Origin of the sequence: Vibrio cionasavignyae, from assembly GCF_050337155.1 — a bacterium.
GTDB classification, from domain to species: domain Bacteria; phylum Pseudomonadota; class Gammaproteobacteria; order Enterobacterales; family Vibrionaceae; genus Vibrio; species Vibrio nomapromontoriensis.
Genome location: NZ_JAKJSR010000026.1, coordinates 14,507 through 35,854, shown reverse-complemented (window position 1 = coordinate 35,854; position 21,348 = coordinate 14,507). Strand labels below are relative to the sequence as shown.

Here is a 21,348-nt window from a genome sequence, read left to right as displayed (position 1 = left end):
AATTTAAAAAACAGCAAGGAGGCCTAAACCACCTTGCTGTTTGAGTCGTGTTTCTGTTTGAAACGAGTCACTGGTTGAAACGTGTCACTTTGTTGTTATTTCGTTTTCTGTAGAGTGACCTGTTGCGGTATACCGAAGTAACTTTCAAAGCTCAATCTGGTGGTATTACCAGAGTGTGATACGGTCACTTTATCGTTGGCGACTTTAGCATCCCAAAGACCTTCAATTTCAATACGAACCGCGGTAGGTTTCGCCTCAGTATATCGAGTCATATTGAGATCTGGTGTCACACCGCTGACAACCACTTCATCATCGTTGACCACTCTAGTCATAATGATCGCGGGTTGAGCGATACTTTTTACCAACTGCTTATCGAATGAAGTAGATTCAAATGCGACATAGCCCGTCGTTTGTGTTTTAGCATCGTAGGTCACATGTGCATTTCGGTCAGCTTGAATGACGCGGTAAGGTTTGACTTCACTCTGTAAGTCACTCGCTAACGCTTTCATTTTCTCTGGTGTCGCTTCAAGTACCAGTAAATACTCGTAGGCATCGCTACTTGGGTTATTTCCATGGTCAATCCATGCACTCGCGAAGTGCCCCTTGGTGACGGCGCGAGTCTTGTTGTGAGCAGATTCTTGTTGCTGACGGCGCACCTCAACTAATGAATCGCTGACCATCAGATAACCATTGCTCTGCCCATCAATTAGCCAATCTCCTTGGCCTAATTGTTGTTCAAAAGACGGAGCGTCAATTTTCACGCCATTGATCCAAATATCACTCGCTTGCTCGGTGATAGCGTGTTGGAACAACGTCGTTTCAACATGATAAGGGGATGAGCTCTTAGAAATATCAGTACCAAGCATGACAATACGGTCATCTGTAGCAAAAGTGGTTTTCCGACTAGTAAAGCTGCTGTCGAACTTCGCCATAGATGGCGCATCAAACTTAAAGCCAAACATGCCATATTTGCCATCAATATGAGACGCGCCACTAAATGGTTGGTTACCACGTAACATTAACGTGTGTGAGTTCGGGCTATCTAACTCTTCCAATGGTAAATGAATCGTGGTTGCACCCGGGTTACGGTTCCAATCCCACCCTTCTTCTACAAAACCAATGGCTTGCTGCTTTCCATATGGAACCACTTGTACCGCACCGTGGCTTTGGTAGCGGCCATATCGGTTATCTCGATAGTAGATTTCAGATGACCAAACATTACTGTTGTAACCCTTCATCGTCACCATTTTGTCGTGATAGCGATGGATACCAAATGCGCCACCATTAAATGCCCAGAAGCCCTGTGGCAACGTTGCGGCCTCTACTTTTTCACCAAACAATTCTGTAGAGTCTGCCGTTGATTGTTGAGTCATTTGCAAGTAGGCAGCGGCAAGTTGATGATCAACAGGTGCATCCGTTTCTGGGTTACCAGACATCGCAAGCCAACGATACGACTCACTCATATGGCGCAGTTCTGGTGGGTTGAATGGATGGCGACCCGATAGACCAATACCAACTTGAGGATTACTGTATACCCAAGCCGACAACATGGCTTTTTTCAGTGCTGCACGCCCAGTGTTACTGACACTAAATGGTGTACCATCTAGAATGTAAACCAGTTGAGCGGCATTGGTAAATGCGGGGAACGAGTAACCAGGATAGTTACCTTCATGTCGCCACGCGGTACCATCGGGTCTTAACCCGTCATAACCACCCGGTGGGGTTTGAGAAAGTGCGATATTGATGTAATTGCCAAACTTCTTCAGCAACGCAACCTTTCTATCCTCATTAGGTTCTAATAGGATTAACGCCAAATGTTGTAACGACAGCGTGTTAAAGTAATCCAAGTCAGAACTTTCCGGCCCTGCAATCATATCGAAGTTGGCTTTAAATTCTCTTGAATACCAAAGCAAAGCGTCAAAAATAGGTTGTTGCAGCTCTTGCTCTGCTAATACATCAGACATCAGCATAGCCGAAATGTACCACCAGCGAGAGCCGTAACCCCAGTGGTGGGTCGTGACAAGTGAACTACCATGGACGAAACCCTGATCCATCATATGAAGGGTCATGTTGACGTACATTTGTTCTAGCTCTTGCTTCTGGGTCTCAGAGTCTGCAAGCAGGCGATATCTGGCGACATTTAGCATTAGGCTCGCGTAGTCATCAATATCAACATACTCTTCAAACAGCTCCTTATCACTCGCCTTCATAAACTGCGGTTGATAAATAACTTTTTGCGGACGTGTAATGATGTGTCGCCCTGTAATGTGGCCTTCATCGTCGATATTGATCGACAATTCTTGATACTTTTCTCTAATGTTATCGACAGAGCGAAGATCGGCATAACCGCGCAAATTTCTTGCTTCAACAAAGACTTGAGTCAACGAATCAGAGACTTCTCGCGCAGCAAGCAACTCTTCAGATGTCGCTGTCGGTATTTCTGCTGGTAGCCCGAAATCAATTTCTGGGATCACGATACGAGTTTTAACTTGATCATCTGACCATTGGTAACGTGCGTCATCCACCGACAACATAATACGGTCGATATAGAATGCGCCAGACTCAACACTTGACGGCGCTAAGAATCGGATACTATCCATATCACTTCTTGGTCCACCGAGAATCGCTTCACCACCCGCGCCTTCACCTTGCGCGCTATCGGTAATACTCACGCCTTCAACTTCGCGCCCTTGGATATCATTTTGTAATGACACACCAATTGTTCTCCAACCGGTAAAGTTCATGTTCACTTTAAAACCAGCATCGCCCGTCGCCTTTCCTCCAAGGCCTCGCCCTAAATCGACAACCATATAATCATCAACTGGAGTTTCGTTATATACCCAAAACGAAAGTACTTGAGTCGCTCGACGACCCCATGCTTGACCCGCTTCAGTGTCGGTAATCAATCGAATAGGTTCATTTACCAGCAATGTACTGCCAGATGTCCAATCCCATTTCAATGAATGCTCACCTAGAATATAGCGATCATCACTCAGTGTTATCGTTGATCCTTCACCTGCAGACACGCCTGCTGGGATTGACTGATCAAAAGAAATAATTTGTGACTCCATAACCGGAGCCAATTGTTGCGTTTGCTGTACGCGTTCTACAGGCGTGAATTGCGAACAACCTGCTGCACCAAATAGGAATGAAAGCGCAATCGATATTTGCGTCAATTTGGTAGAAAACATAAAGAATGAATCCTTATTTGAAAAGTGAAACCGCGGTATCGATGTGCTCTAGTGACAAAAATAAAGCACACCATCGCGGTTTCAACCTATAGGCTAGAAACGATATAAGGCACTAAGTGCGACAGAGACATCTTTATAATCATCGACTTGGTAGTAATTCACACCACCAGTCATTGACCAAGCTTGGCTCATTTGTAGCTGAGCATTCAAGCGCGTTTCCAACATATCGCCACCAACCTGATTTCCAACAATGACAAAGCGCGATTTAGAATCATCGGCTACTAAGTTCGCGCTCTCGCGAACCCTTTCATCATTAAGGTCAGCGTAATACATCATGCTAAACGTCGGAGTTAATAGTCCAAGTGTCGTACTATAACTTTGATGTAAATTGACGCCAGCACCTAATTGGGAAATAGAGTACTGTTGACGGTCATATCTTAAACTCGCTGGCGAGCCAGTTTCTTGATAATCAGTATGTCGATACCATTGATATTTATAAGAGACCTTAGGTTCAATCATGAAATAATTCAGATCGAACATCGCACCCATTGTATATTGAATACCAAAGTTATAGGCATCGTAACTTGCAGTGGCATTCGTCTCGCCTTGGTATCCAGAAGACGCACCAATTACACGTTCGGTGCTATTCATATTTCGACCAAAGTTTACATTACCATCGATGAACATATAGTCATTATACCAACCTGCATACATCATGGTTTGGATACTTTCGACTTCTTTAGTATTCTGAGAGTTCTTTATATCAATATCAGACTTGGAATAAGCCATCGAAAAACCAAGCATATTGGTGTCATTAAATGCTCGATCAAAACCAATATTCAATCCGTAATTGTTCATTGAATATCCGTTGACGTTACCTTGACTTGCTTTGTCGCCAGCGCCACCAATGAAACTTACCCAGTTATTCCAACCGGTACTTGGATTGCCATAACTTGCCCCACTTCTAAGCAACCCTATTCGCTCATTAGCATTCGCTCTCAATTTATCGACCAATAGCAAGGTAGCCATGATCTCGCTTCCCTCAGCGTCAGGGGTGATTTCACCAGCAAGACGAGCTGCGGCCTCATCACTACTGCCCACTGATGCAAACAAGTCTAGTAGCTGCTGTGACACTTCAGATCCATTACCCTGATTGTCTAAAGCAAAATTAAGCATATAATCCGCGACAACTAATTCACTGCCTGAAGCGCCACCTCTAGCAGCTTGAGCAATAAAATCATTCACGTTATTAGCATTAGCGTTAACTAAACTCGCATTAGCGTTAACTAAAAATGGTGTATTGTGCGAAATAACTTGGTTTTGATTATACTCATCAAACCCTTGAGTAGGCGAAAGAACAGTATCCGCCATTACATTAAATGAAAGCGGCGATATCGCAAAGCATACTGCCAATGTAGTTTTATTAAAATTAAATTTAGAATTCATAATAAATCTCGAAATTAGGTAATGAAAATCAATTAAAAGCTAGCTCTTACGCCTAACTTTAAATATTTGACTCGAAGATCATCTTTTCCTAAATCGAAGTTCTCTTTATATTCGACATCTTCAATGTAATATTCTGCTGTTAAGCTAACTGAGTCAAAAATTGGGTAGCTCATTTGCAGCGCGTAACGAGATACTTTATTTAGCGCTAACGTTCCATCAAGCGCCGCACTTTCATACCAAGTATGTTGGTTTCCCCAACCAATCGCTTGTCGTACGTATGGCGAGAAAGTAAAGCCATTGTCCGCTCGATAGAAGTAATAAAGGCGAACTTGCTCACTACTTTTATCATCCGTTAATCCCCACGTTTCACCTTTATCGCTTCGAACACCATTGTTGTAATACGATGCGGTAATACGACTGTTTGGAGAGAACGAATAACGTATGCCTGGCTCTAGCTCCCATTGCAGGTAATCTGACTCTCTGGTAATTCCTTGGCTTGCGTTAGTATCCGACTGTCTTTCTATCCCGCCTTTCAAAACTCCCCATAACGACCAGCTATCAGCGATATCGTGGATATAGGTGACACCTGCTTTATAATGGTCGACCTTCGTTCTACTGTTACTTTCAAACGAAGTCACATCTTGGCGGATATTGAGGTGCGGTTGAATCCACCCCTCTGCATAGCGGAAGCGATACGCCGCTTGTCCCTCTGTCCGTGTATAATTTTGGTTTGTTTCGTGCGTCCTATTTCTATAACCCAAGGTGTAATACCAATTCGAACCATCGGGATTAATACTCATATCAAGCCTTGGCCCTGCGTAATTATAAGTCGTTCCGTAATCGCCTGACTCCCATGACAATGTGGCATTCACTCGTGCAGCCTGCGCACTTAAGGGAATCATGCACAGCGCTAAACTTATACAACTAACTCGCACCGACGGTGAGAAGAATTTGGTTTTCATTGTGACCTTACCATCCTATGTTAACAATCTCACAAATTTTCACTTCGCCTAAAAACAAAAGGCAACGAAAGTCAGAGAACTATCAATTAGTTGTCAGATAACGTCAACACGTGACAACGAAAGAAATGCGCAAGATCACGGAACATATCGCAAGCACATGAAGCTCATCACACTTTCGAATCTCACCACTTTGACTTACAAACACTTTCACTTAGCCTTTCTGAAAATAAAATCTGCCTTCAGCGAAAAGTAATGAAGGGCAATATACGATTACCAATAGGGAAGACTAATGAAACTGAGATATAGCGCGATAGCTTTAGCAGCCGCTGCTGCTCTGTCTGGATGTAATTCTGAGAGCAACGACGCAAGCGACAATAATGGCCAACCATGGATACCGCCTAGTGCATCTAACGTCGTATTAAAAGGAGATCCACTCGTCGGATCAACACTAACTGGGCAATATCAGTTTACTGATGCTAACCATACTCCTCGTCCAGAGGGCGATAGCCTCTATGCTTGGATGCGCCAAAACGCTCAAACACCTTATGTAAATGATAGCGTCATCGGTAATGACCTGACTTTGCCATTACTACCAGAGCACGACCAGTCTCACGTTTACTTCTGTGTTACGCCAGTTGCTGACGGTACATCAAACACCGTTGGTGATCAGGCCTGTTCTGCTCCAGTGCTAATTGACGCACCTGATCATGGCGAAAAACCTGAAGCATCAAATGTCACGATCGACAACACCTCTCCGACGGTTGGCGATCCTCTTGAAGGCAGTTACGACTATTATGATGCGGATGGTGATTTAGAGGCAGACTCTGAATTTGAGTGGCAACAAGATGGAAGCCCAATTAGTGGTGCGGATACCAAACAATTCAGTGTAACCAATGTGCAAGAAGGTAAAACGCTTTCTTTCTGTGTTACGCCAGTATCAGAAAACCCAGACAATACCCCACATTATCCAACGATTGGCGACAAAGTATGTTCTGCGGTTACCGATGCTGTTCTTCCGCTATCCGGTGATGCACCAGTTGCTAACAATGTAGATATTGTCGGCAATAATACCGTAGGTTCATCGTTAGTCGGCGAATATGACTATACCGATGCTGATGGCGATCTTGAGGGCAGCAGTCAGCTAGTTTGGAAGCGCAACGATACACCGATTTCAGGCGCAACCTCTGCAAATTACACGATTGAGTCTGCAGATAAGGATCAAAGTTTAACGTTCTGTGTCACTCCTGAAGCATTAACAGGTCTGCCTACTACTGGTGCAGAAAGCTGCTCAGCACCAATGACTGATATTGGTGACCCAGTAGGCGATGTTCCAACAGTAACGTTAAAAACCATCACCAGCGATAACGATGTTAATCACACTATCCTTGGTGACGTATTAACCGCAGGTTACGACTATACGCCTTCGTCTTCCGGTAGTGCTGATAACTCAAGCGCCGTATGGAAAGCCGCAGGTACGGTGATCAACGATGTTTCATGCGCTACCGGTTCTGATTGTACAATCACAGTTAAGCAAGAGTACATTGGTAAAGATCTCAGCTACTGTGTGACGCCAAAAGCTAACGATAGTGTTGCAGGTACCGAGCAGTGCACCACAGGCGTCAAAACATTTGGTATCGATTTCTCTGGCAAACTTGAATTTGGTCAAGATGTAACAGTCACAACTCACGGCTATACCGTCAATGGCATTTCTTGGAAAATTGACACCTCAAACATCGAAGGCCCTGCAGGTGATCTAAGCCGCGTAGAAGTTGCGACAGAAGCGACTGGCGCTACAACTGATACCTACACTATTGGTGGCGAAATCATTGCAAAAATCACACCTGAGTTTGAATCTACTCAAGGTAACAACAATGGCGTAGTTGATGACAATGACTGGCATAAAGCCATGACTGAAAACGTCTTCCCTGTAGATGAAGCAAACTCAGCACAATATATCGGTAAGGAATTAGAAGTCTGTATTGATACCACAGAGAAAGGTGAACAGTGCTTTATCGCATCAGAGCAAAGTGATATCACAGGTGGTGTTTACTACGACGAACTCGATGCGACTAAACGCGCGATCGAACCAGCTCGTCAAGTTGTACTACGCCATTCAGGAAAAGCTGTTGCTTTCCACCGCCCACTGTCGGCAGCTGAAGCTAAACTAAAAGATCAAGTTGGCTATGGTGCAAGCATCCCTGATTATACGAGAACGCAATTAGTGAATGGTATCCAATGGGCGGTTTACTCAGCGGAAATTGGCGCTGAAAAGGTCGCACTCAATGTTTGTCTAAATCTAAAAGATGATAGCGCATGGTTCTTACCAAGTAGCCGAGCAGACAGCTCTTATAAAGCTAACATTTATGTAGACCAAGGAAACGCAGCGCCTGAGTTTAACTATTTAATGCGCCTAACTAAGATTGCGAGTAACACGGCTGAAGGTTTGGTTGGTCGAATCGAAAAAGATACGACGGATTACCACGTATCTCCAATCTATGGCTGGCCAATTAACGGTGAATCAGGAACGCCTATGGCTTACTGGAGTGCATCGCAAACAAACGCCAACACTGATACGCTCAATGCTGTTCAGTTCTACAAAGATGGTTCATCAGGTAACAACTCTATGTCCAACTGGCGCTATGTGTCTTGCGCACAAGTTGCTCAGTAACGAATATTCAATCGTTATTTGATAATATGACAAAGGGGCTTTTAGCCCCTTTATTCATATGCTGCTACTTCACTTCGTAAACCAAAATGTCACCGGGCTGACACTCCAAGACTTCACATATTTTTTCAAGCGTACTAAAACGAATTGCTTTCGCCTTACCATTTTTAAGAATCGACAAATTTTGCTCGCTCACCCCAACAAGTGCCGAGAGATCTTTCAAACGCATTTTTCGTTTTGCCATCATGACATCAAGATTAATCGTAATATTCATATCTAATCCTTAGATGGTGTATTGCTGTTCATCAGCGATAAGCTGCGCTTCTTTCATGACCCAAGCAACCACAAGGATTATAAAACCACAAAGAACGGATAAGGCGTCTAAACCAACAAATGAAATCGCGAGTATTCGCTCACCAGGAGGGTTATTAAAACTTAAAGTAACCGAAATGAGAGCACTGTAAATGACCCCGCCTAATACCCAATAAAAAAATGCAAACCCGATCTTTTTGAAACAGTTCGCCGTTCTGACAGTAAACACTTCTGATTGCTCGTAACTCTTAAATAGCGTGACTAATACGCCAAGTGCATAAACTAAAATCCCACATGGCAGCATACTGATTAAAAAAGCTAATAGTCGTGTGGTAAGCGTTAAGGGTTCTTGCGTGTATGAAGCAATATCGAAACTTAATTGCACAATTCCCATTGAGTTGAGGAAGTCATTTTCAGTTTGAATCGATAGCCAATAGTACAAGTTCATAACAGGCAATGAGACCATTAAGAACTGAAGGATCAGACGAATTCTGTGGCTATATGTTTGTATTTTTTGCATGGTAAAGCTCCTCATGGTTGAGGAGCCACAATAACACACAAAATATGAACGACAATGATTTTTTATCGATAAACGATAAAAAATTATCAATTAGCAACAATTTCGTCACACCAACCATACTGAAGAGCATGGGTCATAATCAATCGGCGCAACGTCAAAAAGGCCTATTATTGGCGAACAACCTCGTATAACGCAGGGGCGTTAACTACCCCTTTTGGTGCTACAATTCCGTTCTCACGAAAATACCTACGCATCTCGTTCGTCGCTTGTTCAAAACTGGTGTCAGATTCCCACACAGCGACATTAACAAATTCAAAAGTAGAACCTTGGGTAATAGACTGATGAAGATTAGTTGAAACATAACCTGGTTGATCTTTCAAAAAATCTCGTGCCGTTTCCCAGAATTTTAGGGCTTCTTCACTCTTACCCTCAGGTACAGTAAAGGGATTAATGAGCACTACTTGTGCATAGGTAGTGAATGGAAGTAATAATGTAGCGGTTAGTAAACCGAGTGATTTGCATTTCTTCATTATGAGCCCTCTTTGAGTTAGAGAAATGATATATGCAAAAAGTAGCACACCAAAGCTTTCATAACTCAATAAGTTGTAAGAAAGTTTTAATCCGAGGTTCGCTTGTGTACCCACGACAAAACGATGCCATCTTTCATAGGCTTATAACACAAGACATTGCTATGATTCGATTCAGATTATACGAACGGTCACGCTCCGACCCCCAAAATTAGCCATATGAAAAAATCGCTTAGAACAATCTCGTATGGACACCATATCAGCATGAGATTTGGGAACGTCGATGACTAACAGGAAAGGGTTGAAAAAATCAATGGGGATGTGAAAGACTATAAGTAACGAAAAATTTGATGTGTTTAATTACATCTAAGCAATGAAAGGAGAAATGTCCCAAGCGCTTCTTGGGACATTTTTTAAAAACTTTATCGGCAACTAAGGCTATCTGAACCTTTTTATGGCGCTAGAGCCACAACATTGCCAATACGTTTTAATTTATCTTATTCCCAATCAAGGATAACCTTGCCAGAAAGCCCGCTACGCATAGCGTCAAAGCCTGCTTGGAAGTCATCAACCTTGAAGTGGTGAGTGATGATTGGTGTGAGATCTAGGCCAGATTGAATCAAACTTGCCATCTTGTACCACGTTTCAAACATTTCACGACCGTAGATGCCCTTAATTACCAAGCCTTTGAAAATAACTTGGTTCCAGTCTACCGCCATATCTGAAGGTGGAATACCTAGAAGGGAGATTTTACCGCCGTGGTTCATGTTAACCAACATGCTGTTAAATGCTGATGGGTTACCAGACATTTCAAGGCCCACATCAAAGCCTTCCGTCATGCCAAGTTCGCTCATGACATCTTCTAGCTTCTCTTCCAGTACGTTAACCGCGCGGGTCACGCCCATTTTTTTGGCAAGCTCTAGGCGGTACTCGTTAACATCAGTAATAACAACATGACGTGCACCAACGTGTTTCGCAACAGCTGCAGCCATGATACCAATTGGGCCAGCACCAGTAATCAGGACATCTTCACCCACAAGGTCGAAAGATAGTGCAGTGTGTACAGCATTACCAAACGGGTCAAAAATAGACGCGAGATCGTCAGAGATCTCCGCTGGGATTTTAAATGCGTTAAACGCCGGAATAACAAGGTATTCTGAAAATGCACCGGTACGGTTAACACCAACCCCCGTAGTATTACGGCAAAGGTGGGTACGACCACCGCGACAGTTACGACAGTGGCCACAAGTAATATGACCTTCACCAGAAACACGGTCACCAATCTCAAAGCCACGAACTTCCTGGCCAATACCAACAACTTCGCCCACGTACTCGTGCCCGACTACCATAGGAACAGGAATCGTGTTTTGAGACCATTCATCCCAATTGTAGATATGAACATCGGTACCACAAATAGCAGTTTTCTTGATGCGGATAAGAAGATCATTATGACCCATTTCAGGCTTTTCAACCTCGGTCATCCAAATGCCTTCTTCTGGCTTTAGTTTCGAGAGTGCTTTAATTTTCATGTTGTTACCTATAATTTTCACTTACGATATGACAAGCAAAAATACAATTCTAATGTTGAACGAGCGCGATAGTTGGCGCTCGTTCGTTGACAAATACACTTAAAATCTTGCTCAAGATTTGGCAAAAATTAAATGATTGCCATGTCTTTACCAACTTCAATAAACGCATCAATAGCGCGATCAAGTTGCTCACGCGAGTGCGCCGCAGACATTTGAGTACGGATACGAGCTTGCCCTTTCGGTACGACTGGGAAAGAGAAACCAACGACATAAATGCCCTTTTCAAGCGCACGTTCTGCAAATTCTGCCGCCACTTTAGCGTCGCCTAACATAATTGGAATGATAGCGTGATCCGCACCACCCATGGTGAAACCAGCGTCTTCCATACGAGTACGGAAGTGCGCTGCGTTCGCCCACAGATGGTCACGCAAATCACCACTTTCTTCTAGTAAGTCTAGAACGCGGATCGATGCATTAACAATTGCTGGAGCCACAGAGTTAGAGAACAAGTACGGGCGAGAACGCTGGCGTAACCAGTCAATGACTTCTTTCTTACCAGATGTGTAACCGCCTGATGCGCCACCCATCGCTTTACCTAGCGTACCGGTAATGATGTCGATACGGTCAACAACATCATGGTACTCATGCGTACCTGCACCAGACTTGCCCATAAAGCCTACTGCGTGAGAGTCATCAACCATCACTAGTGCGCCATACTTATCCGCTAAGTCACAGATTGCAGGAAGGTTTGCGACTACACCATCCATAGAGAACACACCGTCCGTCACGATAAGTGTATGACGAGCACCGGCTTCTTTTGCAGCGATCAACTGCTGCTCTAGTTCTTCCATGTTGTTGTTTGCATAACGGAAACGCATCGCTTTACACAAACGTACGCCATCGATGATTGAAGCGTGGTTTAACGCATCTGAGATAATCGCGTCTTCTTTACCCAAAATCGTTTCAAACAAACCCGTGTTGGCATCAAAACACGATGTGTAAAGAATCGTGTCTTCTTTACCTAAGAAAGTAGATAACTTCTGCTCTAGCGTTTTGTGAATATCTTGTGTACCACAAATGAAACGTACAGACGCCATACCGAAGCCATGTTCGTCCATGCCAACTTGACCTGCTTTGATTAGCTCAGGGTGATTGGCAAGACCTAAGTAGTTATTGGCACAAAAGTTAAGTACTTCTTCACCTGAAGAAATTTTTACCGCTGCTTTTTGCTGAGAGGTAATGATGCGCTCGGACTTATACAGTCCCTCTACTTTTACTTCTTCAATTTGATCTTGGATTTGTTGGTAGAATGCAGAAGACATCTTAGATTCCTTTTTATTATCCTATTTGCATCGCTTGTTATAGCTGCATAGGTTGCGTAGGGAAAGACTCATACCAATCTGGTAAGTCTTTAATGAAACCATTCTAGTTCATTGTGAAGAAAACGATTATCCCTTAAGATGGAAAACCATTAGTGAATCTGAGGCAACAATCATGTTTAATCACAAGCTCATCAGCTTATTACCGGATCTCGCCTCCTACATCATGGTGGTTAATGAAGGTAGTTTTACCGCTGCAGCCAAAAATCTTGGGGTAACACCGTCCGCATTATCTAAAACCATCACTCGGCTAGAAAATGCCCTTTCCGTTAAGCTATTTGAACGAACCACTCGTAAGCTCGTCATCACACAAGCAGGACAAAAGGTCTATGATCAAAGTGTGCTTATGGTCAATGCAGCACAGCAAGCAATAGAGGTTTCTCAGTCCGATCATACGGTTCCTAGCGGCACGCTAACAGTGGCAGCGCCAGAAGCGTTCCTAAACTCAGTGTTACAGCCCTTTATTACTCCGTTTCTCAAACTGTACCCAGAGATACAGCTTAAAGTTCGCGCTCTTGATGGCAACATTGATTTAATGAAAATGGGGATTGATATCGCGTTTAAGCTCACCGATAAACCAGACGAAAACCTAGTCATGAAAAATGTCGGTGCGACCAATCTCGTATTATGCGCCAGTCCCGATTACATCGCGCAATACGGCATGCCAACGACGCCGGAAGATTTAGTCCAACACGACTGTTTGTACCTTGCCGAAACGGCACGAGACAATATTTGGGATTTTTTAAAAGATGATGAATTTCTAACGGTCAAAGTCACAGGTCGCTACGCCATCAACCAATCTCAACTCCGGTTAAGTGGGGTAAAAGAAGGCTTGGGCATTGGAATATTTCACGATTTTGTGATCAAAGAATCGCTGGCCGATGGCAGCGCTGTTCAAGTCCTCGCAGATTGGACGATAAAAAGTAATTATCATGGTGCGATTGCACTACAGTACGCCCAAACCAAGTACTTACCCGCCAGAATGCGAGTATTTATTGATTATGTCATGTCGGTACTGCCACAGCGGCTTTCGTTATAACAGACCACTACATTCCTAATTTCAGTTACAATACGGTAAGATCAAATCGAATATGACCCATCCATTGTAGGTAGAGCTCCATGTTAAAAGGCACACATCACGTTGCTATCATTTGTTCCAATTATGCGGTCTCAAAGCACTTCTATACCCAGATCTTAGGCCTCAGGGTTTTGGATGAAAACTATCGCACAGCCAGAGACTCTTACAAATTGGATCTCGCTTTGCCAGACGGCACACAAATCGAACTATTTTCATTCCCTGATGCCCCAACCAGACCAAACATGCCCGAGGCACAAGGGCTTAGACACTTGGCGTTTACTGTCGAAAATATTGAGCAAACTGTCGAGTGGCTAAGTCAACAAGACATCCAGCTAGAACCTATTCGAGTGGATGAATACACAGGGAAACGCTACACGTTTTTTAAAGATCCTGACGGCTTGCCACTAGAACTGTGCGAAGAGTTTTCATGGTGAACACTGTCACTTGCCATCTAATATTGGATATGGTATGTCGATGCCCCATCGACATACCAATTCGCACCTGAAACAAAACTGGCCATAGGGCTTGAGATAAAAGCGACGACATTAGCAATTTCTTCAGGCTTAGCAAGCCGGCCCATCGGGTTGCGATCCATTACACTTTGGTATTGTTTCGGTGAGGTGTTTTTACAACGTCCCCATAATCCATCTTCAGTAAATGTATCACCCGGCGACACTGTGTTTACTCTTAACTCTGGAGCATAAGTGAGAGAAAGCGATTTCATATAATGTGCAAGCGCAGCCTTGCCTGCACCATAAGCATTGGCATTAGATACCGTGGTTCCGCTTGCCTTCGAACCTATATAAGTTAAAGCTGCAATGGGGGATTTTAGTAATATAGGTACAACAACATCAATAGCTTGTCGGGTCGCCATAAGATCTTTGTAGACGACATCATCCCATTTATCGGACAACGCGCTTACATTTGGCACAAAAATATCGATATTGGCGATGGAATGAACCCAAGATGTAAACGCGTCTAAGTCATAAACATCAAGAGCTTGACCCGTTGGTTTGATCTTCACATCATCGAAACACTCTAACGCGGTATCTATTCGTTGCTGGCAACGGCCACAAAACCAAACGTTAGCGCCCTCTTTGGCAAACGCTTTCACAATTTCAGCCCCAATGCCACTTGAGCCTCCTGTCACAACAACATTTCTATTTTCTAATCTTAAATCCATACAACTACTCCCAAGCAACTATTTTATTGAACTCTATCTCCAACCTATTCACTTAAAATTTCCTCCCTTATCGCCAAAACGAAAAAATGATCGAGCGAAAGCTAATCGCTGTAACCGGGATGTCGTTAGATTTAAGGTAATCTGTTGCAAAATAACGATAGTTATAAGATGTTAAGATATTCATGTGACTCCTCAGCATTCTTTGATAGGTGACCTTAGAATCCAGTATCAATATCCATCACCTTACATACAACAAATCATCACAAAGGTACGAAATATGATACCCTTAAGGGCATATACGGAAGGAGACAAGAATGAGCGAACTGAACCGCGCAATTTGCAAAGAGATAAAACAGCGATTAAAGCAGTCTGGTTGGTCTTATAAGAATATTGCGGTGCAGCTTGGAACCTCAGAGGTGAGTATAAAAAGGTTACTTAATGGGCAAAGCAATCTTTCCGTTTCAAAACTTAATGAGATCTGCGAGTTAATAAAAGTACCTCTATCCACTGTGATAACAACGGCAGAAGACGCCATTAAAACCGTTTCGCTCTTCACTTCGGAACAAGATTCTGCATTCTATGACAAGCCTGAGCTGTATACTATTTTCCATGAAATCGTGAATGAAAATGCGAACTCATCACAGCTGATGACTGTATTTAATTTAAACGAACCTTCAACCTACCTTTACCTAAGAGCGCTAGAAAAACTCAATTTAATTAAAATGTTAAAAGGCTCGGACTTTGTTCTTCAGGTACCCAAAAGTACCGCTTTTTCCGAACAAGCTAAGTTCCCTCTGCTATTCAAAAATTGTGTCATTGAGAGTGTGCAACAACACGTGCAAGTAATTTCGCCCAATAACAAAAACGCTTACTTTATCACTTGTAAGCTTCGTCTCACTCAACAAGAGTTTCGAGAATACAACCTTAAACTGGAAGAATTGATGTTCGAGGCACTACGGCTCAGTCAAACAAGAAATTCGGCGACACCAAACACCCAGGAATACACCATTATTGATATGGCTGCGAAAGGTGTTCACCATCCCAAATTGGCATTGCCCAAAAATATTGCTAGCGATCTAACATAAGTAGCGCACTATCCGTATATAAGACCGATCTGATTGTGAAGCGTGACGAATACTGGTCAGCGTTTTTTTCAACGAAAAAGTGACTGCATCGCTCGACTAACGGGGAGCTTATTATCAGCGATATAAACGTACATCTTACCTGTTATGTCTTTTTTTACTTTATCGAGTCGCTCTACATTGATTAATGTTGAGCGATGTATCTGCCAAAATCGGTCTGGATCCAATTGACGAATTAACTCTTTTATCGAGCTACGTAATATATACTCTTGATAGCCTCCTTCGACTGACGCAATCAGGGTAATGTACTTATCTTCCGCTTTCGCATAGACGATATCATCTACAGCAAGTATATGAATCTCATCATGCTTGGTCGCTTTTATCCACTTGTTGTAGTTGGTAGTTCCGCCAACGGAAAGATGCTCAATCTTCGCCATTAATGTTTGCATTGTGCCGTCAGTATCTGACGAAGCTAAGCGCTGTTTAACCCGCTGACAGGTTTCGAGAAGTCGCTCCTCTTGTACTGGCTTAAGAACGTAATCAATAGCATTCGCCTCAAAGGCAGAGATTGCATATTGATCAAACGCCGTAACAAACACAATGAGTGGTGCAGTCAGTTGGTTTTTCTTTTCCAGCGCGACCAGTTGGTTGGCCACATCAACCCCTGACATTCCCGGCATTTGAATATCAAGAAACACCACATTAGGTTGGAGTGTTTTAATGGCCTCTAATGCTGACTCTCCATTTTCACACGCTTCGACAATCGTTAGCTCTGGCCATGTTTCGGCTAACATTTTATCCAAATGAAATCGAAGTAGTGGTTCGTCATCGGCGATAACCGCTGTCACTGAGTTCATTCTATACCTCCTTTTTTGGCAATAATGGCAAGGTGATACTCGATACCACTCCCCCTTTCTTACCCGCGCTGACAGAAAGAGACGACGCTTTGCCATACAGTGTCGATAATCGCTCTCTCACATTCGCTAAACCAATCCCATTACCATTCATGCCAACCGTATTTTCAGCCACATCAAATCCGCAACCAGAGTCAATCACTTCTAAAATACACACGCCTTTCTCTGTGCGACCTTTAATGTGAATATACCCTCCAGCCACATTTGGCTCAATTCCGTGGATCACCGCATTTTCTACCAAGGGCTGCAATAAATAAGGCGGAAGATGGAAGGTTGCGAGTTCATCCGTTATGTCGATGTTATAGGTCAACCGAGGTCCCAACCGAACCTGCTGAATACCAAGGTAAGCTTCAATTAATGCGATTTCAGACGCCATGTCGACATGGCTTTCTCTGTGCCGGGACATAGAGCCTCGCAGTAACACCGTAAGCTTGTCCAACACCTCTTTCGCTTGACTGGTATCGTAATCAATTAAGACATTAATGTTTGCCAAGGTATTGAAAAGAAAATGCGGCTCAATTTGGCTTTGTAACTGCTTAAGTTCCGATTCAATTAGCGCTTTATCTTGCGTTGCTTTGTCTAATTTGGCCTGCTCGATTTGTTGCTGAAGCAAAAACTGTTTTTCTTGTGCATAGAAGAAATAAAACGAAATCGCGGTAAATATTACCCCGAGCAGTAAAATAGGTTTTAGCCCCTGCCACTCATCAAACCCCGGATATTGCTTCAGCCACAGATAAGCATTGAGCGTACCTAAACACACCGCCCCAACAAGGGACAAGCCAACCGCCACCAAGTTGAGCTCGGCGATTTTCGGTAGAAAACGATGGATCAACCATGAGCAGCTCACCGCGCTATAGCCATAACCTAAACTAATTATGGCATTTTCCAGATAGGAAGCCGACCAGATCGATGAAGTAAGAACAGCAATCGCAAGACAAAACAACGTTGTAAAGACCATCGATTGCAACAGGTTAGAACCTTTACGTCCGCATCGCATAACTAAAACCTTCCTTTTATATTTATCAACATGTTATAGCGATCTGGTAAGTTTGCATATACGGATTTACTCTTACCCGTCACATAACGTGCAGCCAACTCCAAGTGCAAATTCGAATCGCCCGTATCCATAATTAAGTAATCCAACCATTGCGTCGCAATCACTCCACCATCTTCAGGAGACAGCATCAGATCTATCTTTGGAGTCAGTCGATCCGTTAAGCCCAATCCACGACTCCAATCCCAATGGCTCCATGCCGCAGGGTCAAGCGACCAATGTAACATTACGTTATGTTGTACAAGATTTTGTTGTGTATAACCTAGCCCATAAGACTGAGCAACTAGAGGGTGCACTTGGGACGTATTGTCATAAGCCGTCTTCCATGTTTGTTCGCTCCACGCCCTTTCATCAAACCAATATTCAGCAATCACACTATGCCCTGCCTCATTAGCCCAGGTTACCCCCATAAGATACTGCACAGCATTGTGGCTCTCTTTTAGTTCTGTAGGGGCGGCGTCCTCAAACTTATAATTCAAATAGCGGCGCTGCATCATGGCCGAAGAGTGAAACTCCCATGACTCACCAAATACTGTGACAAAGCTGCCACCAATAAGACCCTGCCGGACATTGTCATAATAACCAACCGCCTGTATTTCTGAATCTCCACGCAAGGTGTAATACCGTGCACCTACCCCTTGCTGCTGGTTCGCTTCATCAAAATCAGAGCTGGCTAATTGCGTCCAGCTTGAGTCTGTTGCGATCAATGTCCATTCAGAGCTCACACCATAATGAGACAACGCCAACGTCCCTGCGCCCTCTTCAATTTGAATGCCGACTGGATTACGGCGGTATGGATTAAACAGATCCAGTACTCGATATCCATAACCTACGCCCCAGTCTATGCGGGCCTTTCCCAATAATACGTCAAGTTCTACATCACCAAACGACACCTGAGATTCATACACCGCTTCCCTCACGACTGCATCAAACTCTCTCTCTCGGTAAGCACTTGATGATGATTCAGCATCATTGAAGAGATCACTTCCCAGCAAAGCGACATTCGTGGAAAACGCCTTAAACCCAACACCAATATCAACCAATCCATTAACGGTTTGAACGGGTTCACGGTTTTTTTCAGGAAAAAACACTGAGTCTTGCTCCCCTACACTTTGCAAGTTAAGTTGGTAGTCCACCGTTAGCATCAACGATTGTGTCCATGACCCAGTAAGGTCACTACCATTGATCTCCTTTGCCAACCCTATCAATGGGACGAGTACCCCTAACGCGAGGCAAACGAATACCGGTACATATTTAACCTTGCGTGCCTCGAACATTACTCTATCCCTAGCTGCTTGTTTTTTGATAGAAACGCCGGGTTATAATATTTACTCGGCAGCGAGTAAGGCTCTATCGACTGATATTCGATCACCGTCTTTTTATTTAATTGTATTTGGTCTTGCAAAACCATGGCCGTCACGCGGGGTTGCCCCGCTCTGATCCCTTGTTTAAAATGCGCTTTTTTAGCCAGCTTTCCAGAGCGCAAATACAGATCGGCTTGAATTGGAAACGCATTCTTGTCATCAATCCACAAATCTATCTGCTGGTAACTGGCACCCGTGGTTTTTGCCGTCAACTTGAGCTTTTTGGTCTTTTGTACTGTCCCATCTAACGCCGTTATTTCTTCCGTTTTTAGAATTTCACCTTGATAGTCCTGACTCCATGTCAATGTTGAAATATCACCTACCGACGCCTCACCCAACAGTTTTTGCATTGGGGTTATACGAATAGGACGGCGACTTTTCGGCATCAGCAACCAGTAGTTATCGCCTAGCATAAGCATCTTTTGCCCTTGCTCTACTTTGGCTTTAAACACCACTAACGATTCACGATTGGGCTTTAAATACACATCGTACAAGCGTGTTTTGTCCAAGTTGTCATCTTGATAAAGTTTCACTTCTGACACCACTCGGGATGCCTCTGAGTCTAAACGATAGTGGTCAGCTTGTTCGATCAAGGCGCTGGCTTGCATTAGGTTTGCATCGGCTGAAAGTACGTTGTCAGCGAAACTCGGCAGCGTCGTTAAAGCTATTATGATGGCAACAAGCCAGTTAGAACCGACGAGGGGACGCCATGACGGTTGGTGTTCTTTCTTTTTGTGACCTAACTTTGGGTGACCTAGCGTTTGATGACATAGCTTTTGGATAGTTGAGCGATAATTTAGTGAATTAAACATAAGCGAGTGCCTCCGTAATTGGTTTTTTCGCCCCTTTACGCGCAGACATAAAAGCAGCAAACATACAGATGAACAAAATAGCGAGTGACGAATAGACAGCAACTTGGGGCGAGAATACGATCTCTAACGGATAGCCTTCGGAACGTCCTGGAGGCGGCGGCATTTGAACATCAGCGACTTTAAGAAATAGGGTCGTCGCAAGTGCTAGTCCTGCGCCAATCGCACTGCCAATCACTGCAATCAACATTGACTCTCTCACAAAACCGCCCACAATTTCACGCGGATAACTGCCTAACGCCGACAAGGTGCCTATTTCGCGCGTTCGCTCTGTCACCGTCATCGTCATGGTGTTAAACAAGGCAACGAACACCACTAATGCCATCACTAAACCCAACACGCCAAAAATGCCGTTATATAATCCACGAACTTTATGATAGAAAAATGCTCTGTCCTGCCATGGTGTCGTCTCTAGGTTTTGCGCTGAAGTGTCGTCCTGATTGTGATATTGATTAAGCCGTAGCTCGACATCAGCCATCCCTTGTTCGGTATATTTAGTATCAGAAAGATACACCGACAACGTGCTAATGCGGTCTGTACTTAATAAATCTTGCGCTGCCGAAAGCCCAACATATATCTGACGTTTATCCATCTCTGGAACACCAGTGGAATAGATCCCCGTTACTTGGAAGTCCATCGCATTAAGCGCACCATCGCTTGTTGTAGCAAGTAACGTCACCCAATCGCCTTCTGCTACCCGTAAATTACGCGCTAAGTCTTTGGCTATCATGATACCGCTATCATCCTGACCTTCTGCGCCAGGCTGATTGTCACTTTGACTCGCAAGTACCGCGCCGGACTGCATATCAACAACGCCATCACGAACGTCAAACTCACTGGGTTCAACACCATTACCGATGAAAATCGCTGACTTTCTACCGTTAGATATCAAGCCTGAAAAATACACTCTCGGCTGGATGCTTTTTGCATGCTCAACCCCCTTCAACAACGCGATCAGCTCATTAGGTTTGGTTAAGCCATTTTCTAATGGCGTTTCTTCCTCCGACGTAAAGTATCCCGTTTGAGTGACCGTGATATGCCCCACATCATTGGCTGTCGACTTTTCAAGTGATTGATAGGTAAACAATCCAAAGCCCGCCGCAGCGGTCAACGCAAAAATAGCGATAGCAACAATGGATAAAGACAAAATTGTCCGCCTGCGATTACGCAGTAAATACAACAGCGGCATTTTGAATGAATAGACGGTGCGCATGATCATAATCTTTCCCTTTTTTTAATTGGTAGCCATAGCCATTACTCGTCTTAATAACGA

At 43.8% G+C, this 21,348-nt stretch carries 18 protein-coding genes; 4 read left to right on the top strand and 14 right to left on the bottom strand.

Annotation, left to right across the window (positions count from 1 at the left end; genetic code table 11):
- Positions 1 to 95: 95 nt before the first annotated feature.
- The 3 genes from L4D74_RS19975 to L4D74_RS19965 all read right to left on the bottom strand — a co-directional run bounded on the left by L4D74_RS19975 (position 96) and on the right by L4D74_RS19965 (position 5,539).
- On the bottom strand, positions 96 to 3,191 hold the full coding sequence (locus L4D74_RS19975; protein ID WP_428754237.1) for a chondroitinase family polysaccharide lyase: 3,096 nt from the start codon (positions 3,189 to 3,191) through the stop codon (positions 96 to 98).
- A gap of 93 nt (positions 3,192 to 3,284) precedes the next feature.
- Complete coding sequence (locus tag L4D74_RS19970; RefSeq protein WP_428754235.1) at positions 3,285 to 4,637, bottom strand: autotransporter outer membrane beta-barrel domain-containing protein; 1,353 nt, start codon at positions 4,635 to 4,637, stop codon at positions 3,285 to 3,287.
- A 32-nt stretch (positions 4,638 to 4,669) separates the two neighbouring features.
- Positions 4,670 to 5,539 (bottom strand): hypothetical protein, encoded by an 870-nt coding sequence (locus L4D74_RS19965; RefSeq protein WP_428754233.1) that lies wholly within the window; start codon positions 5,537 to 5,539, stop codon positions 4,670 to 4,672.
- Between the two features lie 349 nt (positions 5,540 to 5,888).
- Here L4D74_RS19965 and L4D74_RS19960 point away from each other — a divergent pair, with 349 nt between their 5' ends.
- Complete coding sequence (locus L4D74_RS19960; protein ID WP_428754231.1) at positions 5,889 to 8,267, top strand: hypothetical protein; 2,379 nt, start codon at positions 5,889 to 5,891, stop codon at positions 8,265 to 8,267.
- Between the two features lie 64 nt (positions 8,268 to 8,331).
- On the opposite strand, the gene L4D74_RS19955 is transcribed toward L4D74_RS19960, so the two are convergent.
- From L4D74_RS19955 to L4D74_RS19935, 5 genes are all read right to left on the bottom strand, one after another.
- On the bottom strand, positions 8,332 to 8,538 hold the full coding sequence (locus tag L4D74_RS19955; RefSeq protein ID WP_428754230.1) for a helix-turn-helix domain-containing protein: 207 nt from the start codon (positions 8,536 to 8,538) through the stop codon (positions 8,332 to 8,334).
- 9 nt (positions 8,539 to 8,547) lie between these two features.
- Positions 8,548 to 9,096, bottom strand: coding sequence for a DUF2975 domain-containing protein (locus L4D74_RS19950; protein WP_428754229.1), 549 nt, complete (start codon positions 9,094 to 9,096; stop codon positions 8,548 to 8,550).
- 167 nt (positions 9,097 to 9,263) lie between these two features.
- On the bottom strand, positions 9,264 to 9,626 hold the full coding sequence (locus tag L4D74_RS19945; protein WP_428754227.1) for an antibiotic biosynthesis monooxygenase family protein: 363 nt from the start codon (positions 9,624 to 9,626) through the stop codon (positions 9,264 to 9,266).
- Positions 9,627 to 10,120: 494 nt separating this feature from the next.
- A complete protein-coding gene (tdh, locus tag L4D74_RS19940; protein ID WP_428754226.1) occupies positions 10,121 to 11,152 on the bottom strand; it encodes an L-threonine 3-dehydrogenase in 1,032 nt (343 codons plus the stop codon).
- 128 nt (positions 11,153 to 11,280) lie between these two features.
- On the bottom strand, positions 11,281 to 12,474 hold the full coding sequence (locus L4D74_RS19935) for a glycine C-acetyltransferase (RefSeq protein ID WP_428754225.1): 1,194 nt from the start codon (positions 12,472 to 12,474) through the stop codon (positions 11,281 to 11,283).
- Between the two features lie 172 nt (positions 12,475 to 12,646).
- Between L4D74_RS19935 and L4D74_RS19930 the strand changes: the two genes are divergently transcribed.
- Positions 12,647 to 13,570: a LysR family transcriptional regulator gene (locus L4D74_RS19930; protein ID WP_428754223.1), complete on the top strand. Its 924-nt coding sequence runs from the start codon at positions 12,647 to 12,649 to the stop codon at positions 13,568 to 13,570.
- An 80-nt stretch (positions 13,571 to 13,650) separates the two neighbouring features.
- Entirely contained in the window at positions 13,651 to 14,043 is a 393-nt protein-coding gene (gene gloA2, locus L4D74_RS19925) for an SMU1112c/YaeR family gloxylase I-like metalloprotein (protein ID WP_428754222.1), read from the top strand.
- Between the two features lie 17 nt (positions 14,044 to 14,060).
- Here gloA2 and L4D74_RS19920 read toward each other — a convergent pair whose 3' ends face one another.
- The gene (locus L4D74_RS19920) at positions 14,061 to 14,792 is read right to left on the bottom strand and encodes an SDR family NAD(P)-dependent oxidoreductase (protein ID WP_428754221.1); all 732 of its coding nucleotides are present in this window, start codon (positions 14,790 to 14,792) and stop codon (positions 14,061 to 14,063) included.
- A 314-nt stretch (positions 14,793 to 15,106) separates the two neighbouring features.
- On the opposite strand from L4D74_RS19920, the gene L4D74_RS19915 reads away from it, so the two are divergent.
- Entirely contained in the window at positions 15,107 to 15,877 is a 771-nt protein-coding gene (locus tag L4D74_RS19915; RefSeq protein WP_428754219.1) for a helix-turn-helix domain-containing protein, read from the top strand.
- Between the two features lie 68 nt (positions 15,878 to 15,945).
- Here L4D74_RS19915 and L4D74_RS19910 read toward each other — a convergent pair whose 3' ends face one another.
- Genes L4D74_RS19910 through L4D74_RS19890 form a run of 5 tightly spaced genes read right to left on the bottom strand, consistent with a single transcriptional unit; the run spans position 15,946 to position 21,294 of the window.
- Complete coding sequence (locus tag L4D74_RS19910) at positions 15,946 to 16,731, bottom strand: LytR/AlgR family response regulator transcription factor (RefSeq protein ID WP_428754217.1); 786 nt, start codon at positions 16,729 to 16,731, stop codon at positions 15,946 to 15,948.
- Between the two features lies 1 nt (position 16,732).
- Positions 16,733 to 17,785: a sensor histidine kinase gene (locus L4D74_RS19905; protein ID WP_428754215.1), complete on the bottom strand. Its 1,053-nt coding sequence runs from the start codon at positions 17,783 to 17,785 to the stop codon at positions 16,733 to 16,735.
- 2 nt (positions 17,786 to 17,787) lie between these two features.
- Positions 17,788 to 19,119: a hypothetical protein gene (locus L4D74_RS19900; RefSeq protein ID WP_428754214.1), complete on the bottom strand. Its 1,332-nt coding sequence runs from the start codon at positions 19,117 to 19,119 to the stop codon at positions 17,788 to 17,790.
- Positions 19,119 to 20,018, bottom strand: a complete 900-nt coding sequence (locus tag L4D74_RS19895; protein ID WP_428754213.1) for an outer membrane lipoprotein-sorting protein — start codon at positions 20,016 to 20,018, stop codon at positions 19,119 to 19,121. Before L4D74_RS19895 ends, L4D74_RS19900 begins: the two co-directional genes overlap by 1 nt.
- Positions 20,011 to 21,294: an ABC transporter permease gene (locus L4D74_RS19890; protein ID WP_428754212.1), complete on the bottom strand. Its 1,284-nt coding sequence runs from the start codon at positions 21,292 to 21,294 to the stop codon at positions 20,011 to 20,013. Before L4D74_RS19890 ends, L4D74_RS19895 begins: the two co-directional genes overlap by 8 nt.
- Between the last annotated feature and the right edge of the window lie 54 nt (positions 21,295 to 21,348).

Coding starts and splice junctions, on each gene's coding strand:
- L4D74_RS19975 (WP_428754237.1), bottom strand. CDS start 3,191: ATGTTTTCTACCAAATTGACGCAAATATCGATTGCGCTTTCATTCCTA.
- L4D74_RS19970 (WP_428754235.1), bottom strand. CDS start 4,637: ATGAATTCTAAATTTAATTTTAATAAAACTACATTGGCAGTATGCTTT.
- L4D74_RS19965 (WP_428754233.1), bottom strand. CDS start 5,539: ATGATTCCCTTAAGTGCGCAGGCTGCACGAGTGAATGCCACATTGTCA.
- L4D74_RS19960 (WP_428754231.1), top strand. CDS start 5,889: ATGAAACTGAGATATAGCGCGATAGCTTTAGCAGCCGCTGCTGCTCTG.
- L4D74_RS19955 (WP_428754230.1), bottom strand. CDS start 8,538: ATGAATATTACGATTAATCTTGATGTCATGATGGCAAAACGAAAAATG.
- L4D74_RS19950 (WP_428754229.1), bottom strand. CDS start 9,096: ATGCAAAAAATACAAACATATAGCCACAGAATTCGTCTGATCCTTCAG.
- L4D74_RS19945 (WP_428754227.1), bottom strand. CDS start 9,626: ATGAAGAAATGCAAATCACTCGGTTTACTAACCGCTACATTATTACTT.
- tdh (WP_428754226.1), bottom strand. CDS start 11,152: ATGAAAATTAAAGCACTCTCGAAACTAAAGCCAGAAGAAGGCATTTGG.
- L4D74_RS19935 (WP_428754225.1), bottom strand. CDS start 12,474: ATGTCTTCTGCATTCTACCAACAAATCCAAGATCAAATTGAAGAAGTA.
- L4D74_RS19930 (WP_428754223.1), top strand. CDS start 12,647: ATGTTTAATCACAAGCTCATCAGCTTATTACCGGATCTCGCCTCCTAC.
- gloA2 (WP_428754222.1), top strand. CDS start 13,651: ATGTTAAAAGGCACACATCACGTTGCTATCATTTGTTCCAATTATGCG.
- L4D74_RS19920 (WP_428754221.1), bottom strand. CDS start 14,792: ATGGATTTAAGATTAGAAAATAGAAATGTTGTTGTGACAGGAGGCTCA.
- L4D74_RS19915 (WP_428754219.1), top strand. CDS start 15,107: ATGAGCGAACTGAACCGCGCAATTTGCAAAGAGATAAAACAGCGATTA.
- L4D74_RS19910 (WP_428754217.1), bottom strand. CDS start 16,731: ATGAACTCAGTGACAGCGGTTATCGCCGATGACGAACCACTACTTCGA.
- L4D74_RS19905 (WP_428754215.1), bottom strand. CDS start 17,785: ATGCGATGCGGACGTAAAGGTTCTAACCTGTTGCAATCGATGGTCTTT.
- L4D74_RS19900 (WP_428754214.1), bottom strand. CDS start 19,119: ATGTTCGAGGCACGCAAGGTTAAATATGTACCGGTATTCGTTTGCCTC.
- L4D74_RS19895 (WP_428754213.1), bottom strand. CDS start 20,018: ATGTTTAATTCACTAAATTATCGCTCAACTATCCAAAAGCTATGTCAT.
- L4D74_RS19890 (WP_428754212.1), bottom strand. CDS start 21,294: ATGATCATGCGCACCGTCTATTCATTCAAAATGCCGCTGTTGTATTTA.